The organism is Phormidium sp. CCY1219 (assembly GCF_055795085.1).
The window spans coordinates 1-14829 of record NZ_JAYFEQ010000617.1 but is presented as its reverse complement, the minus strand read 5'-3'; the positions used below and the strand labels follow the sequence as shown (position 1 = coordinate 14829).

The 14829-nt window shown below is 51.5% G+C and carries 9 protein-coding genes; 4 read left to right on the top strand and 5 right to left on the bottom strand.

Features of this window, described 5'->3' with window-relative positions; all coding sequences use genetic code 11:
- Positions 1-554 precede the first annotated feature (554 nt).
- Positions 555-1286 (top strand): photosystem II repair protein Psb32, encoded by a 732-nt coding sequence (gene psb32, locus AC0QH1_RS17475; protein WP_324632525.1) that lies wholly within the window; start codon positions 555-557, stop codon positions 1284-1286.
- A gap of 393 nt (positions 1287-1679) precedes the next feature.
- On the opposite strand, the gene AC0QH1_RS17470 is transcribed toward psb32, so the two are convergent.
- Positions 1680-2063, bottom strand: a complete 384-nt coding sequence (locus AC0QH1_RS17470) for a DUF4346 domain-containing protein (protein WP_324632524.1) — start codon at positions 2061-2063, stop codon at positions 1680-1682.
- 406 nt (positions 2064-2469) lie between these two features.
- Here AC0QH1_RS17470 and AC0QH1_RS17465 point away from each other — a divergent pair, with 406 nt between their 5' ends.
- Complete coding sequence (locus AC0QH1_RS17465; protein WP_324632523.1) at positions 2470-3990, top strand: glycosyltransferase; 1521 nt, start codon at positions 2470-2472, stop codon at positions 3988-3990.
- A 48-nt stretch (positions 3991-4038) separates the two neighbouring features.
- Here the strand turns inward: AC0QH1_RS17465 and AC0QH1_RS17460 are convergent, their stop codons facing one another.
- From AC0QH1_RS17460 to AC0QH1_RS17450, 3 genes are all read right to left on the bottom strand, one after another.
- Positions 4039-5862 carry an aspartate kinase gene (locus tag AC0QH1_RS17460; protein ID WP_324632522.1) on the bottom strand — a complete coding sequence of 608 codons (1824 nt, stop codon included), beginning with the start codon at positions 5860-5862 and terminating at the stop codon, positions 4039-4041.
- A 263-nt stretch (positions 5863-6125) separates the two neighbouring features.
- Positions 6126-7928 carry a sensor histidine kinase gene (locus AC0QH1_RS17455; protein ID WP_324632520.1) on the bottom strand — a complete coding sequence of 601 codons (1803 nt, stop codon included), beginning with the start codon at positions 7926-7928 and terminating at the stop codon, positions 6126-6128.
- A gap of 110 nt (positions 7929-8038) precedes the next feature.
- Positions 8039-8335: a hypothetical protein gene (locus AC0QH1_RS17450; RefSeq protein ID WP_324632519.1), complete on the bottom strand. Its 297-nt coding sequence runs from the start codon at positions 8333-8335 to the stop codon at positions 8039-8041.
- Positions 8336-8609: 274 nt separating this feature from the next.
- Between AC0QH1_RS17450 and AC0QH1_RS17445 the strand changes: the two genes are divergently transcribed.
- Positions 8610-9830, top strand: a complete 1221-nt coding sequence (locus AC0QH1_RS17445; RefSeq protein ID WP_324632517.1) for an HhoA/HhoB/HtrA family serine endopeptidase — start codon at positions 8610-8612, stop codon at positions 9828-9830.
- 696 nt (positions 9831-10526) lie between these two features.
- Positions 10527-11603 carry a glycosyltransferase family 4 protein gene (locus tag AC0QH1_RS17440; protein WP_324632516.1) on the top strand — a complete coding sequence of 359 codons (1077 nt, stop codon included), beginning with the start codon at positions 10527-10529 and terminating at the stop codon, positions 11601-11603.
- 524 nt (positions 11604-12127) lie between these two features.
- Here AC0QH1_RS17440 and pbpC read toward each other — a convergent pair.
- On the bottom strand, positions 12128-14473 hold the full coding sequence (gene pbpC / locus AC0QH1_RS17435) for a penicillin-binding protein 1C (RefSeq protein ID WP_324632526.1): 2346 nt from the start codon (positions 14471-14473) through the stop codon (positions 12128-12130).
- Positions 14474-14829: the final 356 nt, after the last annotated feature.

Below are 14829 nucleotides of genomic sequence, written 5' to 3'. Positions count from 1 at the left end.
GTAAATCCAAGGCGGTAGGGGTTTCAATTTTAAGCAGTCGTACACCGGGAAATGGAGCCTTGTACTTTCTAAAAAAACGAAGTCCTGTCGGAGTGCTGTTTATGTAAGGGGGGGCGAATTCCTCCCCATACATAAATGACAGGGGTTTCCATTTGCCCCCCTTACCAACCCCTAATTTTCGATGAAGTGGCTTCGTGTTGACGGCAAAGTGCTCGATGTGGTTGCGGCATACACTTTTAAGCTAGGTGATGACAGTTCTGGGAAGGTAAAGCGTGACCCAAAGAACTATGGACTAGCAAAATTTAGCTCTGGCAAGCGCGATAACGGCGACCTGAATGGCGCGCTAATAGCTGCCAGAGGCATTCTTAAGCTCACGCGCAGAAATGACCGTGAGGCAACTCCAGCAAACGTTCTGGACGTTCGCCTAGAAGCTGGGCCTGTCTGTGTGACCTGTGGACTCCCGCAGTTCCAGGGCGCGCATTGTGACACCCCCACCGGGCGCAATTCAGGTGGGGGAGGCTTCATAAAAAGACTTTTGGCATTGGGACAGATTTATGAGACAAGTTTTCAAATTGAAGATGAAGCGGGCGGGAGAGTTATTCGATCGCCTGATAATTGCGACGATCGCGCTGATTGTGGGGATGCTGGTGGTGGCGGCACCGGTGGGAGCCACTGGGGTTTATCAAATGCCGAATCTGAACCCGGGCGATCGCACCTGGGTGATTGACGATGCCGAGGTTCTCAGCCCCCTGACGGAAAATAAAATCGGCAAAGCCTTGGAAAATCTAGCCCAAGAAACTGGGAACGAAGTTCGCTTCGTCACCATTCGGCGGTTAGACTATGGAGAAACGGCAGAAAGCTTCACCGACAAGCTGTTTGAGAAATGGTTTCCCACGGCGGAAGCGGGGGAGAATCAAACGGTGTTGGTACTCGATACCCTGACGAATAATTCAGCCATTCACACCGGGGAGCAAGTCAAAACGATTCTCAACGATGAAATCGCGCAAAGCATCGCCCAAGACACCTTGCAAGTGCCGTTAAGGGAGGGGGATAAGTACAATCAAGCCCTTTCCGATGCCAGCGATCGCGCGATCGCCGTCTTATCTGGAAAGCCAGATCCCGGTCCGCCCACAGAGGAAGATACCCTAAATGTGGAACGCACCTTTGCCACGGCGGAAGAAACCGACACCCAAAATGCCACAGTGGTGGTCGTGGTGTTGTTAGTGTTGGCAACCGTTATTCCAATGGCCACCTATTATTTTTATCAAGGAGGCTTTTTGCAGTAACCGAATTGCCCAGGGAACCATTGCCAATCCGCTACGGGTGGGCGCACCGCAGTGCGCCCCCTGGGGAGAAGCACTCAGAACCGATGGCCTCGCCTCTGCCGCAAAAAACATTTAATTTGCATACTATCCCCCAAATCTAGGATAAAGATTTTCCATGCGATCGCAGTCAAACCCGCGCCTCATCCACCGGAAATTAACGCTGAACATCAGGGTGCGATCGTTCTTCCCACCGCCTTATAAAAGGAGGTTTCAGTAAGGAGAACGCCCATTTTGAGGCTCTTGCCCCGGGAGGCGGGTCAACCGGGAAAGATGGAGTCCAAACACAGCCACAGAGACTCTGCCGAAAATGCAAATTAAATGATAAAGGAAGCAGGAAATCGTACCCGAGAGGGATTAATCCTGAACGTAGTCCTCGCCATTAACCAGAGCCATTTCAGCGCGGATAAATTCCCGCCCGAGATAAGCCGCATGATCGAGCATCGTTACCGGGGAGGGTTGAGTGCCTTCAAAAATTTTGACGCACAGCTCCTTGGCGCTTCTGGCGGTGTAAACCGTTTCCGGAGTGCGTTCCACCTTTGCGCGTGCGGGGATAGGTTTGCCCGTTTCCGGGTCTACCGCCAAACCGCGATCGTTAATTTCGTTACTGAAATGCTTAGCACAAATTAAACTGGCATCGCGATCGAGATAGATAATGAAATAGCCGCCCGGATCCAAATCGATATGCCGTTTCGACAGTTCTTCATCAAGGGCACGAATATTTTCCACAGTTTGATTCATAATCCGATGGGTGAATTCAACTTCTAGAGTAGCAACTGACAGGACTGAGCATCACAAACAGCCCTTTTTATCAGTCTAAAAGTCTAGGGGACATCACAAAAGAGGAGAATCATCAGATTTTAGAATTGTAAGAGAAGCCACAGAAAATAAAAAGCCCGAAATTTGCGCTTGAGGGGCGGGTGTCCTGAGAAGGGTTGCGATCGCAGATAGGGAAAAAAGGCAGGGAAGCAACCGCGATAGGCAACACCAGATTTGGGCAGACTGAATGGGGGGGGAGTAGATATTGCCCCCGTCTTAGGGCCTCAGAAAAAAACTTTACCTACAGTTTTCCGGCGATCGTGGCAACAGAACTGCGAGAGCCGATAAACTTGAGGCAGACGTACTACGAAAAAATTAGAATTTCATCATGCACATTGCATTTCTTAATCCCCAGGGGAATTTCGATCCCCACGACAGTCACCTAACCGAACATCCGGACTTTGGGGGCCAGTTAGTTTACGTCAAATATGTGGCGATCGCGATGGCAGAGCAAGGGCACAAAGTCGATATACTCACGCGGCAGATTATCGACTCCGAATGGCCCCAATTTGCCGACAAATTCGATTCCTATCCCAACGTAGAAAACGTCCGCATCATCCGCTTACCGGCAGGACCGAAACACTTTCTGCGAAAAGAATCCCTCTGGCGGCATCTGGTTAAAGATTGGGTGCCCAATGTCATGGAATTGTACCAAGCCGAAGGAGGCTTTCCCCATGCCTTCACCGCGCACTACGGCGACGGGGGGCTGTGCGGCGTTTTGCTCGAAGCGGCAACCGGGATTCCCTTTACCTTCACCGGACATTCCCTGGGTGCCCAAAAAATGGACAAACTGGAAGTTGCGCCGGAGAATATCGAAGGCATGGACAGACACTTCCGCTTTGCCCGTCGCCTGGTGGCAGAACGCCTGAGCATGAATCGGTCTGCGGTGAACATTACCAGTACCGAAGGGGAACGCTTCGAGCAATACAGCCATTATGCCTATCGCGGTGCCGTCAATGTCAAAGAGGACAAGCGGTTTTCGATTATCGCACCCGGGGTAGATGCCAACACCTTCAGTGCCAAAGTCACTTGCCCGTCGGAAGAGAAAACGCAGCAGATCGTGCGCGATCGCATGAAACGAGACCTAGACGAAGACCGGCTCGAGTTGCCAGTCATCTTAGCATCGAGCCGGCTTGCGCCCAAGAAAAACCTGCAAGGGTTGGTGGATGCATTTGCCTGTAGCGAAACCCTGCAAAAACAAGCAAATTTGGTGCTGATTACCAGCGGTTTGGAGAATCCCCTCCAGGAAGAAACCCCGGACGACGAAACGGAACGGGTGTTAATGCCGATCCGCAAAGTGGTGAAAGAAAAGAACTTGTGGGGCAAGATTAGCGCCTTTTCCCTGCCCGATCAACCCGCTTTGGCGGCTTGCTATCGGTTGCTTGCCCAGCGTCAATCGGTATTTGCCCTGACGTCTTTATTCGAACCGTTTGGCCTTGCGCCGTTAGAAGCAGCGGCGGCGGGATTGCCCTTGGTGGTGACGGAAAAGAGCGGTCTTAAGGAAATTCTGAAAACCGAACATCAGGAATATGCCATCCTGGTGGATCCCGAGGATCCGCAAGATATTGCCCGAGGACTCGAAGAGCTCATTGGCGATAAGAATCGCTGGAAAGACTTGCGATCGCGCTGTCAAAAGTTGGTGCTGAAAGACTACACCTGGCACTCCACCGGCAGAGAATATCTCAAGGTCATCGAAGAACTCTTACAAGAGCCAAATACTCGTCGTCCCGAAAAAGTGCTGACAATTCCCACCTTTTTCCGCAAACCGATCGCGGCGTTTGATTTCACTCTCGAACAGTTGAAGGAAATTTACTTAATCCCGGAACAGGCGGACAAAGAACAAGAATAAACCACCAGGGTGAAAAAGCGTTCGCCGATGGCGAACGCACCACGTTACTCATGCCGTCACTTCTACCGAGGAGATTTCGGCCAGATTAAAGGCGGCATGAATCGCTTGCAAAGCTTTGCTCCCTTCAGACTGCTCGACCACGCAGCTAACTTTAATTTCCGAGGTAGCGACGGAAAGGATGTTGATTTGCTCTTTTGCCAGGGCGTCAAACATCTGAGCGGCGACCCCGGGTTGGTTGACCATGCCTGCGCCGACGATGCTGACTTTCGCGATCGCCTCATCCACGAGAATCTCACCAAATCCCCATTCTGCGGCCACGGGGGTAAGGACTTTGCGGGCATCAGGGGCGTCGCTGAGGGCGATGGTAAAGGCAATATCCCGGGTGGGAATGCCATTGAGGATGCGACAGCGCTGAGATTGGATAATCATATCCACGCTAATATTTTTTTCGGCCAATAGGCTGAAGAGTTTGGCCGCCATGCCGGGGCGATCGGGAATGTGACGAATCGCGATCCGAGCTTGGTTGGTATCCAATGCCACGCCGCGCACCGGCGGGGCTTGGGGATCGGCAGCGGTGTAAATCCCTACCGCGTTGCCCTCCACTGGGGAAGAACTGACTTCAAAGGTTTGGCATAAGATGGCGATCGCGCGATCGCAATCTTCTGCATTCACCACACAGCTCACCTTCACCTCGGAGGTGGAAATCATCAGAATGTTAATTCTCGCTTCGGCAAGGGCAGAGAACATTTTCGCCGCCACACCTGGACGCCCGATCATGCCCGCACCGGCAATGCTGACTTTGGCAATCTCGCGATCGACCATCACTTCGGCTTCTTCCGGTGCGCTTTCTGGGTGGGTGCGAAGGGTCGGGGCGATCGCGGCGGCGACGGCTTCGGCGCGAACCAGGCAGTTTTTCCCTACGGTAAAGGCAATATCGTTGGTATTGCCTTCGTGAATGGATTGGATGATCAAATCCACGTTGAGTTCTTGGTGGCCGATTTCGCCAAATAAGCGCGCGGCGACTCCGGGGCGATCGGGCACCCGCAAGAGGGCGACTTTGGCTTGATCGCGATCGTATTCTACCGCATCTACCGGATGGATCAGTTCCAACCCTTCCAGGGGCCGGGGGGTGGGGGTGGCGGAGGTGACTTTGGTGCCCGGGTCCTCGGTCCAACTGGAAAGAACGACTAGGGGAACGCCATAGTTGCGCGCAATTTCTACCGCACGCGGATGCAGGACTTTCGCACCCAAACTGGCGAGTTCTAGCATTTCATCGCAGGTGATTGCGCTCATCAGTCGGGCATCGGGAACCAGACGGGGATCGGTGGTTAAAATTCCTGGGACGTCGGTGTAGATTTCGCAGCGATCGGCCTCCAGGGCTGCCGCGAGGGCGACGGCTGAGGTGTCGGAACCGCCGCGCCCCAAGGTGGTGATTTCTAGGTTTTCTCGGCTGGTAATGCCTTGGAATCCGGCAACGACTACGACTTTGCCTTGGTTTAACTGTTGTTTGATGCGATCGGTTTCGATTCGCAAAATCCGGGCGCGGCTGTATTCCGCTTCGGTGACAATGCCGACTTGCGCGCCGGTCATGGAAATCGCCGGTTGCCCGAGTTCTTGCAATGCCATGCTTAATAGGGCAATGGACACTTGCTCGCCGGTAGACAGCAACATGTCCATTTCCCGTCGGGATGGATTGGGGGAAATGTCTTTGGCGAGTTTCACCAGGGAGTCGGTGGTTTTGCCCATCGCCGAAACCACCACGACTACGCCGTTTCCGCTTTTGCAGGTTTTGCGAACTCGCTGCGCTACGGCTTGAATGCGTTCTACTGAACCTACGGAGGTTCCCCCGTATTTTTGGACGATCGGTGCCATAACTGCTTCCTTTGTTGACTGAGTTGTGTCTCCTTTACCGTTTGCTTTCGCTGGCATTGGCAAAGGAGAGGGTTTGGGATTGTTGTTTTAATGTCGCTCAAAGGGATTAGTGTAGCACCTAAGTTTGCCAATAGCGGATAGGAATGGCGATGGAAAATGGGTATCTACAGGTTATCCCATTGCAGCGCTCTAGGGTTTAATTCAGCGATCGCCTCCCTAGTTTCGGAAAAGTCTCGATAATCTCGGAAGTTTCACGCCTCCCTTTACTCAATCGGCAGTTCGATAATAAATTCGGTGCCTTCTCCCGGCGCTGAAATGCATTTTAATTCTCCCCCATGTTTCTCCACCACAATTTGATAGCTAATTGACAGTCCCAAACCCGTTCCCTTTCCTACGGGTTTGGTGGTAAAAAATGGATCGAATATCTTCGAGCTTATCTTCTCGGAGATTCCCTTTCCATTGTCTTTAATATAAATCGCCACTCGCGATCGACTTTCCTCATCCAGCGCACTGGCCTGATGGCGGCTGATGCGATAGGATTTTCCTTGGGGGGAATCTCTCCTTAACAGTTCCGTGCGAATGTGAATGCAGGGTGAGAAATTCTCGGTATTTTCTTCTCGTTCCCGCTTTTGCTTGTCTTCTAGGGCATCGATCGCATTACCGATAATATTCAAAAATACTTGATTGAGCAATCCGGCATAGCACAACACTGGCGGAATATCGTCATAGTCTTCGATGACCTCAATCGGCGGTTTTTTGCGCTCCATTTCGCTTTGCGAGTCCAGTCGGTTGTGCAAAATAAGTAGGGTACTTTTTATCCCTTCGTGAATGTCTACCCACTTCAGTTCTGCTTCTTCCAAGCGGGAAAAATTTCGCAGGGATAGCACAATATCGCGAATTCTTTCCGTGCCTACTTTCATCGAGGCTAACAGTTTGTGAACGTCATTGACTAAAAACTCTAAGTCAATTTCATCCGTCGCCGCTTGAATTTCTGGCGTGGCTTCGGGATAGGTTCGCTGATAGAGGAAAACTAATTCGAGCAAGTCTTCAAAATACTGACTGGCATGAGCGAGATTGCCGTAAATAAAACAGGCTGGATTGTTGATTTCGTGGGCTACCCCCGCCACCATCCGTCCCAAGCTGGACATTTTCTCGGTTTGAATCAGTTGGGCTTGGGTTTGTTGCAGTTCTTGAATGGTTTTTTGGAGTTCCTGGGATTTTTCCCGTTCTCGGGTTTCGCTTTCGCGCAATGCAGCCTCGATTTGCTTGCGCTGTTCTACTTCCCGGTGCAGTTGTTCGTGGGTTTCTAGTTGTTTGAATATGGTCTCGAAGGTCCTGGCTAGAAATTTTATTTCATTGGCAGGCATCGCCGGAGGCATGGCAAATCTCCCCGTATTTTGGCTGTCGAGCGCTGCTTTATGCAGGCATTTTAAGGGATGAAGAATGGTTTTTTGGATGAACCACCCCATGCAGAGTAAAATGAGGAATATGCCAGCAACTAGGGTGACGGTAGACTGGAAAAAGGTGGCCCAGGCGTCTTGCTGCATGCGCTCGAGATCCAGAATCGCGATCGCCAATGCCCGCCGCCCGGTTTCATCGAACAATACCCGGGTAAAGGGCAATATTTGCACGAAAACGCTTCGATTTCTCCATCTTAATTCCTGATGGGTTTTTTCCCCGCTTCTCGAGGCTTGCGCCAGGGCTGGTGTGAGTTCCGGTTTCAAAGCAAAGTAAAACCCTTCTCGTTCGATTGTGGAACTACTGGCGATGATTTTTCCATCTGCACTGACAATGGCAATTTCCACTAATGCGGGAAGGGTGGCATAATTCTGCACGATCTGTTGTAATTGAATGTTATTTTCAACTGCGATCGCGCCTTCTGTGGCAAATTCTAGCCCTTGGGCAATCGATTCGGCGCGTTTCTGAACCTGCTGCTCTAAGTCAGAATGAATCGAACGATAATTCAGCCATAGTGTGGTGAATCCCACGGCGATCAGGGAAATGCCAAATCCCGTGAGGAGTTGTCTGGATAAACTGCGCTTCAATTGCCAAACGTAATTGCTCAAGATTTCTCAGCCTCAATAGCAGCAGTAACGGGGAAAGGCACGGACAACGCATTTGCTCGGATTGAAGTTGCGATCGCTCCCCCGGCGGCGTTCATCAACGCTTGCTAGCATTACCCCCTTGTCATAGATTTTTGCCCCGATGAAATAAAACTTGCAAGCCTGTTGATTTTTCCCAGGGTGATGAAGGGAAGCCTTTCGGCAGAATCGGATTGGCGGGATGCACCCAATTCTCGATTATGTGCCTGCCAAAGCGGTTTGATAAAAAATGGCGTGGCTTGCGATCGACTTTTCGGGGTTAAATGTTTGCCATCTTTATTATCCTCTATAAGATTGGCAGATTTGTCAAGGGAAGTTGGGCATTTTTTTGGAAAAAATTCTTGAATAAATTGTAAAGGATTTAGCAGCAAAATCGCCGGGGTTTAGTTTGCGAAAGGAATTGCCGAGTGACTGCGGCGGGCGGTGAGGGGCGATCGCCTCTGGGCGGGAAAAGGGCATGATGGGGGTAAAATTTCTCCGAAAGGGGGTTTTTTGGCCAATTCGATACGAGTTCAGGAGAACCGATCCGCAGTTGGATTGAGCCTAGAGCCGAGTTAGATTAGGCTGGAATAAGAATAGGGCGAAACCTTGTCGCGATCGCGACTGTGGTTTGCCTGAAAATCTACTGACAAACGCTTAAAAACTATGCATGGTTCCAATATTTCTCGTGGGTTGCGCCAGATGAATCGCGCTTTTGTTAGCCTGCTATTGTCACTGCTGCTGGCATTCCATCCCCTGAGCGGATTATACGCCCAAGCCACCCCCACGGGGGGGGATGACGCGATGCCCACTCCCACCGATACCTTGGCGCTACAACCGAAGCAAACCCTGCGTCGCGGGGGTAGTTTCGTTACGGCGGCGGTGGAAACGATCGGACCTGCGGTGGTGCGCCTGGATACGGAACGAACGATTAGCCGTCGCGCGGATCCATTTTTTCAGGATCCCTTTTTGCGGGATTTCTTCGGTCCGAACGCGATCCCTGCCCCTCGGGAAGAATTGTTGCGGGGTCAGGGTTCGGGTTTTATTATCGATAGCAACGGTTTGATTCTGACCAACGCTCATGTGGTGAGTCGCGCGGATAAAGTGACGGTGACGCTGAAAGATGGACGCACCTTTGAGGGGGAAGTGCGCGGAACCGATGAGGTGACGGATTTGGCGGTGGTGAAAATTAACGATCCCGGAGAACAGTTACCGGTGGCTGCTTTGGGAGATTCGTCGCAAGTGCGAGTGGGAGATTGGGCGATCGCAGTGGGCAATCCTCTCGGATTAGATAACACGGTAACATTGGGAATTATCAGCACCTTAGAACGCTCTTCCTCGCAAGTGGGCGTCCCCGACAAACGGCTGGATTTCCTGCAAACGGATGCAGCCATTAATCCAGGCAATTCCGGCGGACCGCTATTGAACGAAAATGGCGAGGTGATTGGTATCAATACCGCCATTCGTCCCGACGCTAGAGGCATCGGATTTGCCATTCCAATTAATAAGGCAAAAGCGCTCACCGATGTGTTGGCGCGGGGCGAACAAGTGCCTCATCCCTATGTAGGCATTCAGATGATTACCCTGACGCCAGAATTAGCCCGACAGAACAATGAAGACCGCAATTCTACCATTGTGCTGCCAGAAGTAAATGGCGTTTTGGTGATGCGCGTCATGTCCAATACACCGGCAGAACGAGCGGGAATTCGTCGCGGCGATATCATTTTGTCGGTGAATGGCATTCCCGTAACCACTGCCGATCGCTTGCAGGATATAGTAGAAAATAGCGGCGTCAATCAAACGTTGCGCGTCCAAGTTCAACGGGGTTCGAGAAATTTAGAACTGCGGGTGAAAACGGCTCAATTAGAAAACGGGCTGAGGCGTTAATCATTCCTGACGCAATCAACAATTCGGAATGAGTATTCCTTCTGGAGGCAAGAGGCGCTCGCGCGTCTCTTTTTTTTGCCTCTTTTTTTCTTCCACCCCCCCAATCTCCTCAAACATTGGTAGTCTCATATACTAAACTCCTCCAATCGCAGCAGTAAAGACCAAAAAGCATCACTCTGGGGGTAGGGTTTACCGAATCATGTCTGCCGATTTACTTTGTCACTGCCAATAAAAAATCCTTTTTACCTGAATCGGCTTTACTAATTAACCTTGCAATTATAAAGCCAAAAAACCGACTTTTACACCGCTAAACCCAGGTTCGCAAGACAGTTCAACCTAGAACTAACTTCTCGGTTTGCCTCATAGCAAGGCAGATTCTAGGCAAGAAAAAGCCTCGAAATAACGGCGGGAAAAGCCACGGAGGTGGGAGAATGGCCAGAGGTACGGTTAATACGACTAGCCAGAGGTGGAAGATTGGAGATAATCTTCAGATGGAAAACCACAGAAGCGGTAAAATGGCAGCTAAACCTTGCTGAGTGCGATTTCGCCAACACCAGCATCGGCAATGCTGCGGAAAAATAGGCAACTGAGTGGGGTTATGCCCTAAACTCTTCCCATAGGTAGATGCTTTTCTACCAAAAGTTACGCTCGATTATTGACTGTTACTTACTTACTTTACACATTAGGAGAAAATACATGCGGATCGCTCAAGTTGCACCGTTAGCCGAGCGCGTGCCACCCCCGGGTTATGGTGGCATCGAACTGGTTGTGAGCCATTTAACGGAGGAATTAGTGCGTCGCGGTCACGAAGTGACGTTGTTTGCCTCCGGGGATTCTCAAACCCGCGCCAAGCTAGAATCTGTGGTACCTCGGGCTTTACGCCTCGAACCCACGGTGAAAGAGCCGGGGGTTTACGAGATGCTGCAACTGCGCCGGGTGGCGGAAATGGCCTCAGAGTTCGATCTGGTTCATTTCCACAATGGATACCTAGCGCTGCAATTTTCGGATTTGATGAAGTGCGGTGTAGTTCACACCCTGCATGGGAATTTTACCGCCGAGGCGCGCCTGTTATATCAGCAGTATCGCAATCTCGGATATATCAGCATTAGCAACTCGCAACGGGAAGGAGGCCCGGAACTCAATTACATTCGCACGGTTTATAATGGGATCTCTATCGATGCCTATCCCTTCGTGGAGAAGCCACAGGATCCGCCGTATTTGGCCTTTTTAGGCCGACTGTCCCCGGAAAAAGGCATCCAACATGCGATCGCGATCGCCAAACAAACCGGCTGGCACTTGAAAATTGCTGGCAAAGTAGACCCGGTGGATCGCAAGTTCTACGACCGAGAAATCGCCCCCCTCATCGACGGCGAGCAAATCGAATATCTCGGAGAAACCACCCACCAAGAAAAGGTGGAACTCCTGGGTAATGCGGTGGCTACTCTGTTCCCCATCACCTGGAGGGAACCTTTCGGTTTGGTCACGATCGAGTCGATGTGTACCGGCACCCCAGTGATTGCCATGAATTTAGGGGCAGTTCCCGAAATTATCCTCGATCGCAAAACCGGGATTATCTGTAACAGCATTGAGGAGATGATTGCGGCTATCCCTACTGCAGAACAATTAAATCGGCAAATTTGCCGAAATCTCGTGCAAAATCATTTTAGTATTGCTAAAATGGTAGATGGATACGAAGCCGCTTACCAAAAAGTTTTGGCGTCTAGCATGAATCGCAACGGTTACGTCAAAAATCCAATGGCGATCGCCTCGTGACCATCCCAGCTCGAATCCGGAGGAAAATGAGTATGAAAATCAACCAATGTCCTTGCTGTAATAACTCTTTGTTGCGCCATTTCCGAAAAGGTGGATCTTACTGGTTCTGCACCAACTGCTGGCAAGAAATGCCCTCCTCGGTAGAGGCGGAAAAAGCGCCAAATAGCAAGAACCTCAGTACCTCGAAATCCCTTTCCCTGTTGACCAAAAGCAGCGCTTAATCCCGCTGAATTGTCTACCGAAGGGACAAGCAATCCAAAAATGGCAGGGTTTCTCTAGTCGATGGAATCCGTCAACCTTCTTAACTGAAGAAATGACAAACACAACCACGATTTTCGCTTCACACCTGACACCAATATAGCTAAACTGGATAAAGCAGAGTTGGGCAGTTTGAATTAATTCAAATCTCAATTTTGCCCCTTACCCATGACAGCAATTTAATTGCTGTTCGTGGGTGGCTTTTCCCAGGCTAACATCCGTTTATCGCCAATTTGATGGCCAATATGAGAACCGCTATATATAAGCTATGGCGATTCGGTATTGGTAGATTCTTCGATCGCAGAAAATCCTCGACGGGCGGGGAGAGACTCGGTGGGTTGCACTTGAAAGGTAACGCGATCGCTGCGGTTTCCACTTTTCACTTCCAACGTCCATTCGCCCACCGTTAACGGCCAAAATATCGAATCGCTAGACTCGGTAATCGCAAGGCGTTGTTTCCCCTGACGCCCCACAATCCACCATTCCACCGGGGTTTCCGGGATGGCGGCCAATTTTAATTGCAAGCGGGGGTTATCTTGGGTGCGATCGCGAATAAAATAATCGTCATTTTGCGGAACGACAATTTTTAGGGCGTCGCTGGCAAAATTGGGCGGATTATGTCGGGATAACCATTCATTATAATCATCGGATAAGGTAAATTCCGCCTCCTGGTTGTAGGCGGTTAAATCTTCCGGGGCGAAGTATTCCAACACCACAGAGGAACACTCCTCCGTGGGTTTTAATCCAGTTGTCGCACAAATCGGACGTTGCACCATGTTTTCCGGGGGAGGAAAGGCGGCGGGTTCCCTGTCTTGGTGCAGGTGTAACATGATGCGATTCCACAGGGGGGCCGCACCTCGCACGCCGGAGACTTTTTTCATGCGATCGCCGCTAAAATTTCCCACCCAAGTGGCGACGGTATAATCCCGCGTAAATCCCACGGTCCAGGTATCGCGAAAATCCGAAGAGGTTCCGGTTTTCACGGCGGCGGGAAAGGGCAAACTCAGCACCGAATCTACGCCAAACGCTTGGGCGCGGGCGTGGCGATCGCTCAACATATCGGTAATCAGCGCCCAATCGGCGGGAGAGGCGAGAGAGTGCGGAGAATCGGGGGAGGGGATTTCCCCTTCTTTCCCGCCGTCGGTGACGGAAAGCGCAATCCTCTCCCCTTGACGGGCGATCGTCACATACGCCCGCGCCAATTCCCACAAGCTCACTTCGCCGCTACCGAGGGCTAATCCCAATCCGTAATGTTCCGGCGATTCAGTGAGACTGTGGAACCCTAGCTCCTGCAGGCGCAAGAGAAAAGTCGCCACGCCCACGCGCTCTAACACCCGCACCGCAGGCACGTTGAGCGAATTGGCAAGCGCCACCCGCACCCGCACCGGACCTAAGAATTTTTCGCTGAAATCTACGGGACTGTATAGTTTGGCACCGGGAATGGCATAATAGGTGGGAACGTCGGCTAAAATGGTGTGGGGTGCGACTGCGTTTTTTTCTAAGGCGAGTTGGTATAAAAATGGCTTCAGGGTCGAACCCGGTTGGCGCAAGGCTTGCACCCCATCGTTGCGCCCCAGTTGCGCGTCGGCGAAGTAGTTGGGAGAACCGACATAGGCTAACACTTCCCCGGTGGGGTTGTGGATGACTAAGGCGGCGGCGTGATGCACGTTATAGGGGGCAAGGGCGCTCACCACATGCTGCACCTGCGCTTGCACGAATTCCTGCAAGGGGCGATCGAGGGTAGTTTGCAGGTGAGATATATCGTCGGGGAGTTGGTTGGCAAGCCAAAAGAGAAAGTGCGGGGCGGCGAGAATGCCGCGATCGGGCAGTAACAGTTGGATTTCCTCTGCATGGGCGCGATCGGCTTGGGTGGCGGTGATGTAGCCGTCTTCTACCATGCGCTGTAGCACGTATCGCTGCCGATTTTTCAGCGATCGCCAGTTGTAATTGGGGTTATACTGGTTCGGATCGTTGGGAATCGCAGCCAGGAGGCTGGCGTGAGCGAGGGTGAGTTCCGAGGCGGGCAACCCGAAATAAGTGCGAGATGCGGCTTCCACGCCGTAAACATTCCCCCCCATCGGCAAGCGGTTGATATAAGCATGCAGGATTTCCGCTTTGTTCATCCCGGCAACCAGTCGCCAAGCCATCCATACTTCTCGCACTTTATTGGGCAAGGTGCGCGGGGCCGGTTCCAGCATCCGCGCCAGTTGCATGGTAATGGTGGAAGCCCCGGAGACGATTTCTCCCGCTTGCAGGGCTTCCAGGATAGCCCGGGCGATCGCTTGCCCGTCTAAAGCACCATTTTGGTCGTATCGCTTGTCTTCGGCGGCGATAATCGCCTGGATAAAGTGGGGGGAAACGCGATCGAGTGGCACGACTGCGGTGCGGTCTTGGTTCTGCGTGAGAATGGTGCCCAACCGCAGGGCGTTGCGGTCTGTAAAGGTGATGGCTTGTTCCGTCTGGGCAATGTCTGACGCCCGAATTGGAGCGAGATAGGGAAGCGATCGCACCGTCACCCCCAGCAAACCCAACGCAAAGATAATTTTTATAGAACGCCGAAATCTGGCATTTCTGTTGTGCCAAAATTGCGTGAGTTCGGTGAGTTTTTGCATGAGTTTAGCCTCGCGCGATCGTCCCTCGGTGGTGAAACCAGACCCCCGGCTTTTCATTTTATCATGGTTGAGCCACTTTCGGGGCAAATCGTCCTCTAGTAATCCTATAAAATCCTCCAGAATCCTCATAAAAAGAATGAGTCCGCTTACGCGGACTCATTTTCACAGATATTCCTATTTGATATTAAGAACATGCCAAAATTATTAGAGTGTAGGTATTTCCCCAAGTATTGTCTCACCTGTTCCTTTTTCTGATTGGGCAAATAATATTAGTAAGGACGCTCTCTGGTTGGTTCTATAAACAGCGTATTCGCCCTGACAAAGCAATAGGTTTCGTATCCCCCATCCACCTTCAG

Coding starts and splice junctions, on each gene's coding strand:
- AC0QH1_RS17445 (WP_324632517.1), top strand. CDS start 8,610: ATGCATGGTTCCAATATTTCTCGTGGGTTGCGCCAGATGAATCGCGCT.
- pbpC (WP_324632526.1), bottom strand. CDS start 14,473: ATGCAAAAACTCACCGAACTCACGCAATTTTGGCACAACAGAAATGCC.
- AC0QH1_RS17440 (WP_324632516.1), top strand. CDS start 10,527: ATGCGGATCGCTCAAGTTGCACCGTTAGCCGAGCGCGTGCCACCCCCG.
- AC0QH1_RS17465 (WP_324632523.1), top strand. CDS start 2,470: ATGCACATTGCATTTCTTAATCCCCAGGGGAATTTCGATCCCCACGAC.
- psb32 (WP_324632525.1), top strand. CDS start 555: ATGAGACAAGTTTTCAAATTGAAGATGAAGCGGGCGGGAGAGTTATTC.
- AC0QH1_RS17470 (WP_324632524.1), bottom strand. CDS start 2,063: ATGAATCAAACTGTGGAAAATATTCGTGCCCTTGATGAAGAACTGTCG.
- AC0QH1_RS17460 (WP_324632522.1), bottom strand. CDS start 5,862: ATGGCACCGATCGTCCAAAAATACGGGGGAACCTCCGTAGGTTCAGTA.